The organism is Streptomyces sp. NPDC002156 (assembly GCF_053593675.1).
Window position 1 is genome coordinate 1 of the sequence record NZ_JBSFDA010000004.1, and the last position, 15,328, is coordinate 15,328.

The following is a 15,328-nucleotide window of genomic DNA, read 5'->3' on the forward strand; positions in this document are numbered from 1 at the left end:
GAACTCAGTGTGAGGCCAGGGATCTTGGCGAGTTCCGTCCGCATGATCTCGCGGCGTGTCTCGTACTCCGCCCGCATCCTCGCGATGTCGGGGCCACAGGTCCGTACGGCGACGAGCGCCGCGTCCTGGGCGACCGTGTTCACCGAGCCGTTGAAGGTGTTGTGGATGCGTGCGGCGGCCTGGATCAGGGGAGCGGGGCCCCAGAGGTAGCCCACGCGCCAGCCGGTCATCGCGTAACTCTTGGAGAAGGTCTGGCAGTAGACCGTACGGTCGCGCAGGCCGTCGAGTGCGAGCGCGGAGGTGAAGGGGCGACCGGTGAAGTCCAGGTCCGCGTACGCCTCGTCCGAGATGACGAGGGTGGATGTGCCGTCGAGCAGATCGGCGAGCGCCTCCAGCTCGGCGCGGCTGTGCACGATTCCGGTGGGGTTGCCCGGGTTGCAGAACACGAAGAGCTTCGCCCCGTCGAGGGCGTCGGCCAGTCGGTCGAGGTCCCAGTGCAGGTCGGGGGCGAGCGGGACGGGGACGACGACTCCGCCGGCCATGCTGACCAGGTCGGCGTAGAGGGAGTACGTGGGATCGGGGATCACCACCTTGTCGCCCGGGTCGACGATGCCGAGGATCGACGCGGCGAGACCGGCGGTGCCGCCCTGGGTGATCAGGATGTCGGCGGGGGAGGCGGGTGTGCCGGCGATGCCCGTGAGCTTGTCGGCGAGTGCTTCGCGCAGGGCCGGTTCGCCCAGCAGGGGCGAGTAGTGGGTGCGGCCGGCGCGGAGTGCGGCCTCCGCCGCCTCGGTGACCTGCTGCGGTGTGTCGAAGTCGGGTTCGCCCATGGCGAGGGAGACGAGGTCGCCTCCGGACTGCGGCTGCTGCGTCCGGCGGGAGGCGGCGGCGATCCGGGCGGCGGCCGCGGCGGGCGCGAACGCGGGGGGAGTGGTGGTGACGGCGGTGGGCGGCATGCGCTCCTCCTGGAGGCAGGGCAGAGGTGGTCAGACCTGAGGGTCGGCGTCGGCGGGAGGGGCCGGGGACGCGGTGTCTGCCGGACGGACCTGCGGCACGGTGTCTGTCGGGCGGATCCGTGGCGAGGCGTCTGCCGGGTGGATCCGTGGTGGGGCGTCTGCCGAGGCAACCTGCGGCGCGGTGTCTGTCGGGTGGGCCTCTGGTGAGGTGCCGGCCGGACGGCCCTGCGCCAGGGCGTCGGCCGGGCGGATCCGTGGCGAGGCGCCGACTGGGTTGACTCGTGGTGGGGCGGCTGTCGAGTGGAGCCGTGGCGCGGCGTCGGCTGGGTCGACCTGCCGTGAGGCGTCCGCCGGGTGGACCCGGGACGCGGCGTCGCCGGATCGGGTCCTGGGGTCGGCGTCGCCGGACCGCTTCCCGGGTCCGGCGTCGGCGGGAGCGCCCGTCCAGCGGCTGATCTCGAGGTCGGCCGAGGTGTCGCGCTGCCGGGTCGGGGCGACGACGATCTCCTGGAGGACGACCCGTTGGGGGAGCATGATCGCGAGGCGGACGGCCTCCGCGACGTCCTCCGGCTGGAGCATGTGGGCGCGTTCCTCCGGGGCCGGGGGCCGGGCCCGGTTGTCCAGGATCGGGGTGTCCGCCTCGCCGGGCAGCACGGTGATCGCCCGTAGGCCCTGGTTGCGGAAGGTGTTGTGCAGGAAGGTCATGAAGTTGCGGACACCGGCCTTGGCCGCTCCGTACGCGGCCCCGCCGAGCAGGTTGGGGTTGACGGCGGCGAGCGAGGAGACCGTGACGATCGTGCCGCCGTCGCGGCCGAGCATGTCGGGCAGCACGGCCTGGGTGAGCTGGAAGACCGCCGTGAGGTTCACGTCGAGGACCTGGCGCCACTCCTCGTGCGGCAGCCACTGCGGGTTGAGCACCGACGACGCGCTGCCCGCGTTGTTGACGAGGACGTCGACCGGGCCGAGTTCGGCGTGGATCCGGTCGAGGACGCGGGTCACGTCATCGGCGCGGGTGATGTCCGCCGCCAGTGCGAGGGCCGTCCCTCCCTCGGCGCCGATCTCCGCCGCGGCCTTGTCGAGGGGCTCCTGGCGGCGGCCGACGAGGACGACGGCGATGCCGTCGCGGGCGAGGAGGCGTGCGGTCTCCAGGCCCATTCCGCTGCCGGCGCCTGTGATGAGCGCTGTCCTCGTCACCGTTCCTCCTCCATGTGCGATGCCTGTATCAAGTGAGAATAGTTTCTCATATGGTGCCGGATCAAGCACGCAATCCTCACCGGACGCGCTGCGCCGTGACGCCGAGCGCCCCGAACGCCTCGGCCGTCGCCCGCTCCAACTCCCGTACCGCGCTCTCCCGTTCGGCGGACCGGCGTACCGAGGTCTCCCGGTCCACCCATCGGAACCGCAGCTCCCGGCCGGGCCCGGCCTGCCCGAGCAGCGGGAGCGAGGCCCGGGAGGCGACGCCGACGATCGGGTAGCCGGCCGTCAGACTCCGGTACCGGCCGAGGACGATCAGCTCGTCCGCGTGCGGGATCTGGAGCGCCCCCACCGGCACCCCGTGCGACACGATCTCGGCGTCCGAGTCCGGGTGCAGCACCGGCCCGTCGAGCCGCAGCCCGACATGGTTCGAGCGCGCGGTGACGACGTACGACGACTCCGCGATCAGCTCACGGACCCCGGGGATCGAGCGGGCACCGTAGCTCTCCACGACATCGACGACCCAGGGGCCCGGCGTACAGCGCAGAACGGGGACGGGGAGGCGGAAGAGCGGGGGAGCGAAGTGGCTGCGCCCGAATCCCCGGAACCCGGACTCCAGCAGGACCCGTGCCCCGAGAGCCTGCGTGAAGCCCATGCGCGCGTCCGGGGCGGCGCTGCCCAGCAGGGTCTCCGCGGCGAGCACCCCGCTCACGGCCAGGTAGTTGCGGGCGCCGAGGCTCATGTCCCCGCGCACCCGGATCTCCTGGCCCGCAGGCACCACCACCGGCGACCAGGTGTCGACGGGCGCACCGCAGACGGTCACCCGCGCGGGCGCGCCGGTCACGGCGACCAGGACGTCGGCGTCGGGCACGAACGCCAACTCGCCGCCCAGGTTCTCGATCAGCGTCGCGTCGCGCGGGTTGCCCACGAGGGCGTTCGCCACGGCCGCCGAGTGCTGGTCGGCCGCGCCGCCGGTGGGCACGCCACGGCGTTCGGTGTCGCGCCGGCCGAGATCCTGGAACGTCGTGACCCACCCCGTACCGGTGATGTCGAGGCCCACGGTCCTCATACGGGCACCTCCTCCACCGGCAGCAGAAAGCCCGCGTCGAGCGCCGCCGCCTCGTCCCGGCTGACCGGGACGAACCGCACGACGTCACCCGTGCCGAACGACACCGGGTCCTGGCGCGTGATGTCGACGATGGTGTACGGAGTGCGTCCGACCACCCGCCAGCCCGTCGGCCCCGGGAACGGCTGGATGATCGCGTTGGTGCCCGCGATCATGATCGCTCCGGGCGCCACATCGGTACGTGGCTCGGCGCGTCGACGGACCGGCCGGGGCACCTGAAGCCCGTCCATCATCGGGGCCATCGCCGCGCCCAGGAGAGAGATCGTGAACGTGGACTCCGCGATCGCGTCGACCACTTCGGCGGGCGCCAGACCCACCTCATCGGCGACGGAGAGCAGATCGGGTCCCGTCTCCGCGTCGAACACGACCGGCACGGCGAACCGGAGAGCCGTACGCGACTCCACGGACGGCTGCTCGGCGGGCATCCGCTCCGCCAGCAGCCGTATCGCGTACTCGATGTGCCGGGGCGCGGTCGCCAGCGGGTCGTACTCGACGAGGAGCGACTCCAGGCCGGAGACGACGTCGAGCACGCCGGGCGGGCGATGCGCGAGGAACCGCTCGCGGAAGGCGACGATCGCGGTCCTGCGGATCACCGGGTCGGGGTGGGGGACGGTCACCATCACCGCCGAGTCCCCGAAGGGCTCGACGCTGACGGCGGGGACCTGTGCGGAGGTCATCGATGTCCTCAGACCAGGGCCTTCGCCTTCTCGGCCAAGACGTCCTTGAGCCCTGTGACGTTGACACCCGCCGCGTCCAGCCCGGTCCGCAGCGCGGTGCCGTTGGCGAGCACGGACGGGTGGTCGCCGTGCAGCAGGAGTACGTCGACGTCGTGGCCGAGCGGTACGACGTTGCCGTCCACCGAGCGCACGGTGCCCTCCCGTACGACCTGCACGCAGCGCTCGCCGATGACCTCGGGGTCGTAGATGAGGCCCTGTTCGTGCGAGCGCGGGACGGGCATGCCGTCGTCGCCGTAGCCGCGGTCGGCCAGGAAGACGTAGCCGACGTCGAGGCCGCGCTTGTACGACTCCTCGGCGAGCAGGCCGCGTTGACAGATGACGATGTACTCCTTGTTGTACGCGGCGATCGCGTCCGTGATGGCGCGGGCGTGCTTGGCGTCGGTCTGCGCTATCGACCCCATCCGGCCGTGCGGGGCGACATGGCTGATCGTGCCGCCGTGCACCCGTGCGAAGGCGTCGAGTGCGCCGAGCTGATAGAGGACGTCGGTACGGATCTCCTCCTCCGACGCCTCGATGAGCCGACGCCCGAAGCCGACCAGGTCGGGGTAGCCGGGGTGGGCGCCGAGTTCGATGCCGCGCTCGACGCAGTCACGGACGGTCCGGTCCATGATGCGCGGGTCGCCGGCGTGGAAGCCGCAGGCGATGTTCGACGCGGTGACCAGGCCGAGCAGGGCGCCGTCGTCGCCGATCGTGTAGTTGCCGAAGCTCTCGCCGAGGTCGGCGACGACTGCCACCGAGTTGATTCCGGATGCCATGGTGTGTCTCCCGAAGTGCGGTTCGGTTCAGTGGGACGCGAGCGGCCGGCCCTTGGTCTCCCGCAGGAACGCCACGGTGACCAGGGTGATCGTCGCGGTGATGATCGAGGCGAATGCCGGTATGAGGTTGGAGCCCGTCGACTCGATGAGTTCGGTCATCACGAGCGGGGCGCTGCCGCCGAAGATGATCGTCGAGATGCTGAATCCGATGCTGTACGCGGAGTAGCGCACGCTGGTCGGGAACATCTCGGCGAGCACGGTGTGGACCACGGCCGCGTGACCGGAGAAGGCGACGGCGAGGACGACGGTGCCGATACATGCGAGCCCGAACTCGCCGGTGGTGATGAGCAGGAACATCGGGTACGAGACCACGCCCATGGCGACGGCGGAGATGACGAGCACGGGCTTGCGGCCGATCCGGTCCGACAGCCGTGCCATGAGCGGGATGCTGATCACGATGGCGACCAGGCTGCACGCGGTGACCATGAGCGCCCGCACCATCGAGAAGTTGTGGTCGCCGAGCGAGGTCTTCAGATACGTCGGCATGTAGACGAACAGCAGGTAGTAGCCGGGGCCGTTGAGCGCCGGCAGGAAGATGGTGAGGGCGATCGCCTTGAGGTGCCGCTTGGAGGTCAGTGCCTCCCGGAGCGGGTTGCGGGCGACGGTGTTCTGCTCACGCAGGGCGGTGAAGTGCGGGGTCTCCTCAAGGCGGCTGCGGATGTAGAAGCCGACATAGCCGAGCGGTACGGCGAGCAGGAACGGCACCCGCCAGGCCCAGGAGGTCATCGCGTCGTCGCCGAGCGTCGTGATGAGGACGGCGGAGAGGGTGCTGCCGAACATGAGGGCCACGAACGAGCCGACGGCGATGAAGCTCATCATGAAGTTGCGGCGCGCGTCCGGGGCGTACTCGCCGACGAACGACATGGCACCCGCCACCTCGCCGCCCGCCGAGAAGCCCTGGAGCACGCGGAGCAGGACCAGAAGGGTGGGCGCGGCGACGCCGATGACGGCGTGGGAGGGGATGAGGCCGATCGCGGCCGTCGCTCCGGAGATGAGCACCAGGAGAGTGGCCAGAAGCGACTTGCGCCCGATCCTGTCCCCGAGGTAACCGCAGATCACACTGCCGAAGGGGCGCGCGAGGAAGCTGATCAGAAAACCGACGTTGGTGAGGAAGAGCCCTCCGGCCTCCGCCTCGCCCATGATGTTGAGCGCGAGATAGGTGACGAGCAGGCCGTAGATGCCGTAGTCGTACCACTCGACGAACGAGCCGACGGCGCCCGCGACGGTGGCCTTGCGGACGACCTTGTCCTGTGCGGCGACGACGTCGACCGCTGTCTCCGAGGGATCTGGTTCTGTGGTGATGCCGAGCCGATCTGACGTTGCCATGGGCCCACTTCCGGTCTCGAGCCGAGGTGCGACTTGAATCGCGAATGAGAATAAGTTCGCATTCTCGGGGCGGTCAAGGGGTGAAGTTGCATCCATGTCAACCTTGCGATTCCGCCATGTTTCCATGGTTGTTGCAGCTAGCTGAGCGGGTACGGCCCCTTGCTCGGTGGTGTGGCGCGATGCAGACTGACACCTCAAAACGCGAAGTCTTTCGCACTTCTTGGAGGGGGTCCTGCGATGACCCAGGACAACGTACGCGTCACCACGGAATGGGACCGTGTCGACCGTCACGTACTCGACCAGTTCCGTGAGCACTCCGTGGCCAACCTCGGCGACGCTCTCGACCGGCTGAACATCGTCGACGGGGGCATCGCGCCCATCTGGAACGGGGCCAGGGCGGTCGGCACCGCACTCCCGGTGCTCACCGTCGCGGGCGACAACAAGGCCGTGATCGCCGCGCTCGAACACATCCGCCCCGGCGACATCCTCGTCATCAACGCCTTCGGCTACGAGGGCCGGGCCATCGTCGGGGACAACCTGGCCCAGCGCTTCGACGTCTACGGCGCCGTCGGCGCGGTCATCGACGGCTACGCACGCGACGGCGCGATCATTGAGAAGCTCGGCGTCCCCGTCTTCGCGCGCGGCCTGACACCCGCCGGCCCCTTCAAGAACGGGCCTGGCACCATCGGCGAACCGGTCGCCATCGGCGGGGTCGTGGTGAACCCCGGCGACATCGTCGCCGCCGACGCCGACGGTGTGATCGTCATCCCGCCGCACCGCGCCGAGGAGGCCCTCGCGGCGGTCAAGGAGATCGTCGCCCGCGAGGCCGACCTGGATGCCGAGGTCGAGGCGCTGCGGAAGCGGGTCGCCTGATGGGGGCGGCAGGCCGGCTCCGGGTCGCCGTCGCCGCGCCGCTCTCCGAGGAGAACTGCTCGCGCGTACGGCAGTCGGAGCCGCGGATCGATCTCGTCGTCGACCACGCGCTCCTGCCCCCGATGCGCTGGCCGGCCGACTTCGCCGGCGATCCGGCCTGGCGCCGCACACCGCGACAGCAACAAACGTACGAGGCTCTGCTCGACTCCGCCGACGCCCTGTACGGCATCCCCGATGTGGACCCGGCGGCCCTGGCCCGGGTGGTCCGCGCCAACCCGGGGCTGCGCTGGGTGCACATCATGGCGGCCGGCGGCGGCAGTCAGGTCAAGGCGGCGGGACTCGGCCCCGCAGAACTCGACCGGGTCGCCTTCACGACCTCGGCCGGTGTGCACGGACAGCCCCTCGCCGAGTTCGCCGTCTTCGGCGTGCTCGCGGGCGCCAAGGGTCTGCCCCGCCTGAGCAGTCAGCAGCGCGACCGCGAGTGGAGCGGCCGCTGGACGATGAACCAGGTGAGCGAGCAGACCGTACTCGTGCTCGGCCTGGGCGGGATCGGCCGGGTCGTCGCTGCGAAACTGCACGCCCTGGGCGCACGAGTCGTCGGTACCGGCAGACGGGACGTCGATGTCCCCGGCGTCGCCGAGGTCGTGCATCCCGGCCGTCTCGTCGAGGTGGCGCCGACCGTGGACGCCGTCGTCAACACACTCCCCGGCACCGCGACGACAGAGCGCCTGCTCGACAAGCGGTTCTTCGACGCCCTCCGGCCCGGCGCGACCCTCGTCAACGTCGGCCGCGGAACCGTCGTGGACGAGGCCGCCCTGATCGACGCCCTCGACTCCGGCCGGGTCGGTTTCGCCGCGCTGGACGTCTTCGAGACGGAACCGCTGCCTGCCGACAGCCCGCTCTGGGACCACGACCACGTCCTGGTGAGCCCCCACACCGCCGCCCTCAACGCCGCGGAGGACCGGCTCATCGCCGAACTCTTCGCCGCCAACGCCACCCGGCTGCTCGACGGGGACAGTCTGCTGAACCGGGTGAACACCGTCGAGTTCTACTGAGCTGTGCGACTGCCGAGTTGCGCCGGCCGGCTCGGCGCCGGGCGGAGCCGTGCCGGCAGTACGGCGACCGACGGGTCCGTCACGCCGATGCCGAGGCTGGAGCCGGTGACCAGGGCCGTCCCTCTGGCGGCGTCGAAGAACACGTGGCTCACACGCGTACCCCGGCAGGCGCGCCCGGCACGGCCGAACTGCCGGGCAGGGGAGTCCGGGCCGGGCGTCCGGCGAGGACGTCGAGGACGTTGTCGACCGCCAGGTCGACCATCGCGGCCCGGGCGGCTTCGGTCGCCGACCCGATGTGGGGGAGCGTGATCACGTGGGGCTCGGCCACCAGCGGCGACAACTCCGCCCCCATCGGCTCGCGTTCGAAGACGTCGAGCCCGGCGGAGTGCAGCCGCCCTTCCCGTACGGCGTGCAGCAGGGCGTCCTCGTCGACGACACCGCCGCGCGCGGTGCTGACCAGCGTGGCCGTCGGCTTCATCGCGGCCAGTTCACGGGCCGAGATCAGGTGCCGCGTCTCCTCGGTGAGCGGCACATGCAGGGACACGACGTCGGACTCGGCCAGCAGCGTGGGCAGATCCACCGAGGCCGACAGGTCGTCGTCGGGTGCGTACGGGTCGTGGTGGAGCACCCGCATGCCGAAACCGTGGGCCCGGCGGGCCACCGCGCGGCCGATCTGGCCGTAGCCGACCAGCCCGAGAGTGGCCCCATGGACGTCCAGACCGAGGTAGTCGTCCATCCGGAACAGCCCCCAGGAACCCGACGCCAGAGACGCGCCGGCGGCGCCGATCCGACGGCGGGCGGTGAGGATCAGGGCGAAGGTGAGGTCAGCGGTGGTCTCCGCGAGCACCCCGGGGGTGTGCGTGACGACGATGCCGCGCTCGGCGGCTGCGGCCCGGTCGACGTTGTCGAAGCCCATGCTCGCCAGCGCGACGACGTGCAGCGAGGGGCCTGCGGCGTCCATCAGTGCGGCGTCCACCGGGTCGTTGCCCAGGGCGAGAACACCGTTCGCTCCGGGGGCGAGCGTGGCGAGATCCGAGGCGTCGGGTTTGCCGGTCCCCGGCCAGGACACGACGTCCGCCGCCTCGGAAAGGCGGTGCGGACCGTGGCCGGGCAGGTTTTCACGGGTGGTGAGCACGCGGAATTTCATTTCCCGGACACTAGCGGTGACACTCTCCGGAAACAAAGATCGGTTATGTGTGACGCTATTGCCGATCCTTATCGAAGGCCGCGATGAGTTCCAGAAACAGATCGTGCACAGCGAGTGCGGGTTCGGACAGAGGCTGATTGTCGGAGGTCACCAGTGACAATTTGACCTGGATCGTCGGATCCACGATGCGGCGCACCGGCAACGAACGTACGTCGAGAATGGCCTGCGCGGCCGACCAGGGCAGCACGGTGGCGCCCAGGCCCGCGTCCACCGCGTTGACGAGCGTGAGCGCCGACTCGACCTCGCCCACCACCTTCGGCTCCAGCGAAGCCTGCTGGAAGGCGGTCTCTACCACCTGCCGGATCGTGTGAATGCGGCTGGGGAGGAGCAGGGGCACATCCTTCAGCTCCTCCAGGCTCACCTCGCCCTCGCCCTCGCCCTCGCCCTCGCCATCGCTCTCGCCCGCCGGAGCCGTCCCGCCGGGTGCCCCGATCAGGAACAGGTCCTCCGTGCGCAGCGGTTCGAACTGCACACCCCTCAACGGGCCCGCCCCGTAGATGAACGCCATGTCCATCCGCCCGGTCATGATGGCCTCGCTGATCACCCCGCCGAAGTTCTCGTTGATGTGCAGCAGGATGTCCGGATAGCGCTCGCGCACGCTCTTGAGCAGCGGCAGCGCGAGCGCCGCGCCGAGACTGTACGGCGCGAGGCCCACTGACACACTGCCGGCGGGGGCCCGGCCGGACACCCCGACGGCGGCGTGCGCGAGGTCCACCTGCCGCAGGATCAGCTGGGCGTGCCGGTACAGCGCCCGGCCCGCCTCGGTCGGGGCGACCCCGCGTTTGCTGCGGATCAGCAGCTGCTGCCCGAACTGCGCCTCCAGCGCGGACAGTTGCTGGCTGAGTGCGGGCTGCGCGATGTGCAGGATGTCGGCCGCCCGCGTGATGCTCCCCGCGTCGATGATCTTGATGAACGAGTACAGACGCCTGGTGTCCATGCGGGGCCTTCCACGGGGAGCGGAGCCTCATCGTAGGGAGGGGCCATCCCGAAGCACAGCCCCGGTGGGCCTCAGGTGTGCCGTGGGTCATAGCCGTTCGCGATAACGCCAGACCGAACGGATATTGGCGGTCATGTGAGCCGGGGATTACGTTGAGCGGAACATCCGGCCCTGGATATTTCCCGGAATATCACCGAGGCGCGATCGCTTTTCCTTGCCCATATTCTCTCCCGGAGGCCGTCATGACCCCCATGGTTGATCTCGTCGCCGATCTCGGCGAGGGATTCGGCGCCTATTCGATGGGCGACGACGAAGCCCTCCTGGAGATGCTGACCTCCGCCAACGTAGCCTGCGGATTCCACGCCGGAGACCCCCGCATCATGGACGCGACCGTCCGCAGCTGTACGGAGAAAGAGGTCGCCGTCGGCGCCCATCCGAGCTTTCCCGACCTGGCCGGCTTCGGCCGCCGTGCGATGGACCTCACGCCGGAGGAGGTCCGTACGGACGTGCTGTACCAGATCGGCGCCCTCCAGGCGTTCGCCGTCGCGCACGGCACCCGCGTACGGCATGTCGCCCCGCACGGACGCCTGGGCAACCTGGTCGCCGTACGCGCCGACTACGCCAACGCCGTCGTGGAGGCCGTCGCAGCTCTGGACGACTCCCTCATCGTCCTCGCGCAGGACGGTGAACTCGCCGACGCCGCCCGCGCCCGAGGCCTGCGCGTGGGCATCGTCGGCATCGCCGACCGCGCGTACCGCGACGACGGGACACTCGTCCCCCGCTCCGAACCCGGCGCGGTGATCCACGACCCCGACGAGGTCGCCCGGCGCACCCTGCGCATGGTCACCGAGGGGGTCGTCCGCAGCGTCGACGGCAAGGACGTCCCGGTCGCCTGCGACACCGTCCTGCTGCACGGGGACAGCCCCGGCGCGATCGCGCTGGCCCGCCGTATCCGCGAGCAGCTTCTCGCCGCCGGAGTCGGGATCACCTCCCTCGACAAGGTGCTGAGCGAGAAGGGCGTCTGACATGAACGGCCACGTCACCGTCACGGACTGCGGCGACTCCGCCCTGGTCGCCAAGGCCGTGGGCCTCGACACCGAGGACGCCTGGCGGCTCGTCCATGCCCTCGCCGACGCACTGCACGCCGTACGGCTCACCGGCGTACACGACGTGGTGCCCACCTACGACGCCCTGCTCGTGGAGTTCGACTGCACCGCCACCGACCACGACACCGTACGGCGTGTCCTGTCGCGCGAGGCGGCGCGTCTCGGCCCGGACCCCGCGCCGACGACACCTCCGCGCCGCTTCGTCGTCCCCGTCGTCTACGGCGGCGAGCACGGGCCCGACCTGCCCGAGGTCGCGCGTCAACTCGACCTGACCGAGAGCGAGGTCGTCGCCCTCCACTCCGGGTCCGACCTGACCGTACGCTGCCTCGGCGCGCCCGCCGGGGCGCCGATGACCGACGGCCCGCCCTTCCCGAGGCCCGTGCCACGGCTGGCCTCGCCCCGCACCCGCGTCGACCCAGGCTCGGTCGCCGTCGCCGGCCGGCAGGCCGTCATCTGCCCGATGCCCTCACCCGGCGGCTGGCCCCTCCTCGGCCGCACCCCCGTACGCGTCCTCGACCTCCACAGCGACCCGATCACCGCCTACCGGCCCGGCGACACTTTTCGGTTCCGCCCCATCGCACCCCAGCAGTGGGACGAGTACGCCGACCTGCCGCTGGCGGCCTGCCATGGCTGACACCCTCACGATCCGCACCGCGGGCATCGTCACCGTCCAGGACCTTGGCCGCGTCGGCCGCTCCCGCTACGGTCTGCCCGCCAACGGGGCCGCCGACCAGCACTCGGCGCGCGTCGCCAACGTCCTGTGCGGCAACGACGACCGAGCACCACTGCTGGAGATCACGGCACTCGATTTCGCCTGCGTTCCCTCCGCCGACACCCTCGTCGCCGTGACCGGCGCCCCCGCCGACGTGACCGTCGGGGGAGTGGCCCGCCCGCAGTGGGAACCGCTCTCCGTACGGGCCGGGGAGACGATCCGCGTCACCGGCATCCGGCGCGGACTGCGCGTCTACCTCGCCGTCCTCGGCTCGTTCGAGGCGGACTACCTTCAGGGCAGCTGCGCCCCCGACACCATCCTGGGATTCGGCCCCGCCCTGCGCGCCGGCGACGAACTCGCCCTGCGCACCTCCTGCCCACCCATCGACCACCCCTTCTCCCGCATCCCGCTGTTCCGCCTCAACGCCCCCGTCCTCCCGTTCCCCGCCACCTGGACCATCGACGTCACCGACGGCCCCGACCGGGCCGAGTTCGGAGACACCGGACGCCGCCTCTACGACGCCCCCTTCAGCGTCGGTCCGCAGAGCAACCACATCGGTCTGCGGCTGCGGGGCGACGTGCCCCGCCGGGTCACCCGGGGCGAGGTCCTCTCCCGTGGCGTCCCCATCGGCGCCGTCGAAGTGCCCGCCGGGGACGAACTCCTCGTACTGCACCGCGGCCGCGGTGTCACGGCCGGCTACCCCGTCCTCGCCGTCGTCACCGCCACCGGACTGTCCGCCCTGGGACAGGTCCGCCCCGGACAGACCGTCCGCTTCCGCCACCGCACCCTCGACCAGGCGGTCACCGCCCACCGCGCACAGCGCACCGCCGTCGAAGCCCTGAGATCCAGGGTCCGTACGGCTTTCGAGGCCTTGCGCATCCGCGCCCCCGCGGGGGCCTGATGACCGGCACGGGTTCCCGCCGGGGCCTGACGCCCCGCGCCTCTTCACACAGGCCCGCTTACGAAGGGGCGCGGGGAACTGCGCGACCAGCCCCCACCGGCCCGCACGAAATCCACTCACCTCCGCCCTCCCGCACATAGCTCACCCGCACACAAACCCACCCGCACCCGCTCACCCGCTCCCCGCCAACCCGCTGGAAGCACCCGCACGGAGCCGCACGTCCCCCGTCCCCAGCCTGCTCCCAGACAGAGGAGAGCCATGACCGCCGTGGCCGCCCAGCCAGTCCCCAACACCGTCGACCCCAGAACAGCCCGCAAGGTCACCCTCGCCGGATGCGTCGGCATCTTCGCCGAGCTGTACGACAACGGCATCTTCGGCTTCATGGCCGGAACGCTCGCCGCCGTCTTCTTCCCCGGCTCCGACAACGCCATCCAGCTCGTCTTCCTCGGTTACGCCGTCTCCTTCTTCTTCCGCCCCCTCGGCGGCATCATCTGCGGCCACCTCGGCGACCGCATCGGACGCCAGCGGATGCTGGTCTTCGTCATCCTGCTCATCAGCGTCGCCACCGCCGCCATCGGTGTCCTGCCCACCTACGCCAGCATCGGCATCGCGGCCCCCGCCCTGCTGATCCTGCTCCGCGTCGCCCAGGGCTTCTCCGTCGGCGGCGAGGCGTCCGGGGCGATGAGCTTCCTCGCCGAGCACGCCCCGGAGGGCAAGCGCGGCCTCTACACCAGCTACGCGCAGATCGCCTCGTTCCTCTCCCTGCTCACCGGCACCCTGATCGCCGCCGCCCTGACCAGCGGACTCGGCACGGAACGCATGGAGTCCTGGGGCTGGCGCATACCGTTCCTGCTCGCCGTCCCGCTCGGCATCACCGGTATCTACATCCGCAAGCGCATCAGCGACACGCCCAACTTCACGCGCCTGAAGGAAGAGGGCGGCCTGTCGAAGAACCCCCTCAAGGAGGCCTTCGCCTCCGCCGAGCACCGCCGCGCCATGCTGCTCGCCCTGTTCATCCCCCTGATGAACGGCTCCGGGTACTACGTCCTGTTCGGCTACATGCCCACCTTCATGAGCAGCGAGCTGGAATTCACCAAGGTCCAGGGACTCCTCGTCACCGCCTCCAGCCTGGTCGCGATCTGTATCGCCATCCCCTACATGGGGCGCCTCTCCGACCGGGTCGGACGCAAGAAGGTCATCGCCGGAGCCGCGATCGCCATGGCCGCCATCGGCGTCCCCTGCTACCTCCTGATCGGCACCGGCAACGTCGCCCTCGCGGTCCTCGGCGCCTGCGTCATGGCCGTCGTGTTCGCCGGGCACACCGGCGTCATCCACATCCTGCTCGTCGAACTGTTCCCCACCCGGGTGCGCTACTCCGCCTACGGCCTGGGCTACAACGTCTCCGCCGCACTCTTCGGCGGCACCGCACCCCTGCTGATGACCTACCTCATCGACCGCACGGACAACGTCAACATGCCGGCCTTCTACGCCGTCCTCACCGCCCTCGGCACCCTCGTCGCGGTCTCACGGGTGAAGGACCGGGCCCACCTGCCCCTGCGCGACGCCTGACAGACCCCCCGGCACCCGGCACCCGCACACCCCCCACTCCGTACCCCGCACACCAAGGAGCACATCAGCATGCCCATCTCCGACTACAGGACGGCCCTCGTCACCGGAGCGTCGACCGGCATCGGAGCCGTGGTCGTCGAGCGACTCGCCAAGCGCGGCCTCGAAGTCCACGCCGTGGCCCGCAACGCCGAACGGCTCGACGCCCTCGCCGACGCCACCGGCTGCATCCCGCACGCGATCGACATCACTGACACCGAGGCGCTCACCGCCGCCCTGGACGGCCTGGAGATCGACGTCCTCGTCAACAACGCGGGCGTCTCACGCACCGGCAACATCCTGACCGCTGACGCGTTCGCCGTCGACGAGCAGATCGCCGTCAACATCCAGGCCGTCCTGCACCTCGTACGCCTGCTCATGCCCGGCATGGTCGAACGGGACCTCGGCCACATCGTCAACATCAGCTCCATCGCCGGTGTCTACAACTTCGGCGGCAACACGATCTACCACGCCACCAAGGCAGCCGTGCACACCCTCTCCCGCCAGCTGCGGGTCGACGGCTACGGCCGCCGGATCCGGGTCACCGAGATCTGCCCGGGGCGCGTGGAGACGGAGATCTTCGGCCGCCTCATCGGCGACATGGAGGAGGCCCAACGGCAGTACTACGACGGCTACGAGTCCCTCAAGCCCGAGGACATCGCCGACTCCATCGAGTTCGCAGTCGACGCGCCCCGGCACGTCAACCTCGGCCACATCGAGATCCTGCCCACCTTCCAGGTCCCCGGCGGCCTCAACTTCGAGCGCCGCGAGGACTGAG

At 70.6% G+C, this 15,328-nt stretch carries 16 protein-coding genes; 7 read left to right on the forward strand and 9 right to left on the reverse strand.

The genetic code is table 11. The features are described 5' to 3' along the window. The 6 genes from ACWCRB_RS03080 to ACWCRB_RS03105 form a co-directional block, all read right to left on the reverse strand. The coding region (locus tag ACWCRB_RS03080) for a pyridoxal phosphate-dependent aminotransferase (RefSeq protein WP_450994342.1) at positions 1–956 on the reverse strand (956 nt) is incomplete at its 3' end. A 30-nt stretch (positions 957–986) separates the two neighbouring features. Next, positions 987–2,150, reverse strand: coding sequence for an SDR family NAD(P)-dependent oxidoreductase (locus ACWCRB_RS03085; protein ID WP_450994343.1), 1,164 nt, complete (start codon positions 2,148–2,150; stop codon positions 987–989). A gap of 76 nt (positions 2,151–2,226) precedes the next feature. Beyond that, a complete protein-coding gene (locus tag ACWCRB_RS03090; protein ID WP_450994344.1) occupies positions 2,227–3,219 on the reverse strand; it encodes a 5-oxoprolinase subunit C family protein in 993 nt (330 codons plus the stop codon). Continuing rightward, positions 3,216–3,953, reverse strand: a complete 738-nt coding sequence (locus ACWCRB_RS03095; protein WP_450994345.1) for a 5-oxoprolinase subunit B family protein — start codon at positions 3,951–3,953, stop codon at positions 3,216–3,218. Before ACWCRB_RS03095 ends, ACWCRB_RS03090 begins: the two co-directional genes overlap by 4 nt. Before the next feature lie 8 nt (positions 3,954–3,961). Further along, positions 3,962–4,768 carry a LamB/YcsF family protein gene (locus ACWCRB_RS03100; protein WP_450994346.1) on the reverse strand — a complete coding sequence of 269 codons (807 nt, stop codon included), beginning with the start codon at positions 4,766–4,768 and terminating at the stop codon, positions 3,962–3,964. 27 nt (positions 4,769–4,795) lie between these two features. Continuing rightward, positions 4,796–6,154, reverse strand: coding sequence for an MFS transporter (locus tag ACWCRB_RS03105; protein ID WP_450994347.1), 1,359 nt, complete (start codon positions 6,152–6,154; stop codon positions 4,796–4,798). A 237-nt stretch (positions 6,155–6,391) separates the two neighbouring features. Here ACWCRB_RS03105 and ACWCRB_RS03110 point away from each other — a divergent pair, with 237 nt between their 5' ends. Continuing rightward, complete coding sequence (locus ACWCRB_RS03110) at positions 6,392–7,027, forward strand: RraA family protein (protein ID WP_450994348.1); 636 nt, start codon at positions 6,392–6,394, stop codon at positions 7,025–7,027. Further along, positions 7,027–8,082 (forward strand): D-2-hydroxyacid dehydrogenase, encoded by a 1,056-nt coding sequence (locus ACWCRB_RS03115; RefSeq protein WP_450994349.1) that lies wholly within the window; start codon positions 7,027–7,029, stop codon positions 8,080–8,082. The genes ACWCRB_RS03110 and ACWCRB_RS03115 overlap by 1 nt, the downstream gene beginning before the upstream one ends. On the opposite strand, the gene ACWCRB_RS03120 is transcribed toward ACWCRB_RS03115, so the two are convergent. Genes ACWCRB_RS03120 through nac form a run of 3 tightly spaced genes read right to left on the reverse strand, consistent with a single transcriptional unit; the run spans position 8,076 to position 10,226 of the window. Then, on the reverse strand, positions 8,076–8,234 hold the full coding sequence (locus tag ACWCRB_RS03120) for a hypothetical protein (RefSeq protein WP_450994350.1): 159 nt from the start codon (positions 8,232–8,234) through the stop codon (positions 8,076–8,078). The two genes, ACWCRB_RS03115 and ACWCRB_RS03120, sit on opposite strands and share 7 nt — an antisense overlap. Next, positions 8,231–9,229 (reverse strand): 2-hydroxyacid dehydrogenase, encoded by a 999-nt coding sequence (locus ACWCRB_RS03125; protein WP_450994351.1) that lies wholly within the window; start codon positions 9,227–9,229, stop codon positions 8,231–8,233. Before ACWCRB_RS03125 ends, ACWCRB_RS03120 begins: the two co-directional genes overlap by 4 nt. Positions 9,230–9,284: 55 nt before the next feature. Beyond that, positions 9,285–10,226 (reverse strand): nitrogen assimilation transcriptional regulator NAC, encoded by a 942-nt coding sequence (gene nac / locus ACWCRB_RS03130; RefSeq protein ID WP_450994352.1) that lies wholly within the window; start codon positions 10,224–10,226, stop codon positions 9,285–9,287. 242 nt (positions 10,227–10,468) lie between these two features. Between nac and ACWCRB_RS03135 the strand changes: the two genes are divergently transcribed. The 5 genes from ACWCRB_RS03135 (at position 10,469) to ACWCRB_RS03155 (ending at position 15,327) form a co-directional block, all read left to right on the forward strand. Continuing rightward, on the forward strand, positions 10,469–11,251 hold the full coding sequence (locus ACWCRB_RS03135) for a LamB/YcsF family protein (protein ID WP_450994353.1): 783 nt from the start codon (positions 10,469–10,471) through the stop codon (positions 11,249–11,251). Position 11,252: 1 nt separating this feature from the next. Beyond that, positions 11,253–11,966, forward strand: a complete 714-nt coding sequence (locus tag ACWCRB_RS03140) for a 5-oxoprolinase subunit B family protein (protein WP_450994354.1) — start codon at positions 11,253–11,255, stop codon at positions 11,964–11,966. Beyond that, on the forward strand, positions 11,959–12,945 hold the full coding sequence (locus tag ACWCRB_RS03145; RefSeq protein ID WP_450994355.1) for a 5-oxoprolinase subunit C family protein: 987 nt from the start codon (positions 11,959–11,961) through the stop codon (positions 12,943–12,945). The genes ACWCRB_RS03140 and ACWCRB_RS03145 overlap by 8 nt, the downstream gene beginning before the upstream one ends. A gap of 258 nt (positions 12,946–13,203) precedes the next feature. Beyond that, positions 13,204–14,514, forward strand: coding sequence for an MFS transporter (locus ACWCRB_RS03150; RefSeq protein WP_450994356.1), 1,311 nt, complete (start codon positions 13,204–13,206; stop codon positions 14,512–14,514). Between the two features lie 69 nt (positions 14,515–14,583). Beyond that, positions 14,584–15,327, forward strand: coding sequence for an SDR family oxidoreductase (locus ACWCRB_RS03155; protein WP_450994357.1), 744 nt, complete (start codon positions 14,584–14,586; stop codon positions 15,325–15,327). Position 15,328 lies beyond the last annotated feature (1 nt).